We start from the raw sequence: 822 nt of genomic DNA on the forward strand, positions 1-822 counted from the left end.
ACTGGTTTCTTTTATCTTTTGGCTCATTGTCGTGAGCGGTTGTCTGTTGGCGGTGGTTTCATGGGCTGTCTTCTCTAAAAATGCGGTGGCGAATTCAAGTTCATCAGAGCCTGCCGTTTCTCAAACTGAAAACGCCCCCAGTTCTTTAGAACACCAGAACAAAGCGCGTGAGTTGGCAAGTGATGCTCAAGCGAATAAAACGCAAGAGCTAACCCCTGATTCGCGACAAGAATTGCTGGCTCCGCAAGAACCGTTTATCGATATAAACAGAATGCTGGATTCGCTTTCTGGCGATGAAGGCGCTGTCCGAATGTTGCTCGAGGTCTTTATTCAAGATCATGCTGAAGATGGTTCTAAATTACATAAACTTCTAAACGAAGATATAGACAACGCACAGCGCGCAGCGCACAGCCTGAAAGGGGTGTCAGGAAGTTTAGGTGCAATGCCCCTGCATTACATCTCAGGTGAGATAGAATTATTGATAAAACAGGGCAAAGAAGTACCGGATAATAAGCTCTGTCAATTAAGGGATGTATTACAACAAACAACACTTTTCGCAGAGAAAGTTCTTAACAGTGAAAAGATACGAGAAGTGCTAACAGATTGATATTCCTCTGACTTAAAATGTTGGCGGTTGAGGTATTAAAGGCGCGTTCGAACCTACACTTGGGTTCCGCTTAATTCCTGTTCTATACAATTTGATAAAGGTAGCTTCATGTCCATTCGTCGATTATCGTCACTAATGGTTTTGTGGTTGGTTACCACTCTTTCAGGGTGTTCCCTGTTAGAAGTGAAAATTGACAGCCAGACCGTTCCTCTCAC

General features: G+C 43.8%; 1 protein-coding gene. It reads left to right on the top strand.

Translation table 11 applies throughout. The features are described from left to right. The coding region (locus R7F07_RS25225) for an Hpt domain-containing protein (RefSeq protein WP_318110673.1) at positions 1–607 on the top strand (607 nt) is incomplete at its 5' end. Positions 608–822 lie beyond the last annotated feature (215 nt).

The organism is Vibrio sp. YT-16, assembly GCF_033337405.1.
In the GTDB taxonomy this organism is placed as follows: Bacteria; Pseudomonadota; Gammaproteobacteria; order Enterobacterales; family Vibrionaceae; genus Vibrio; species Vibrio alginolyticus.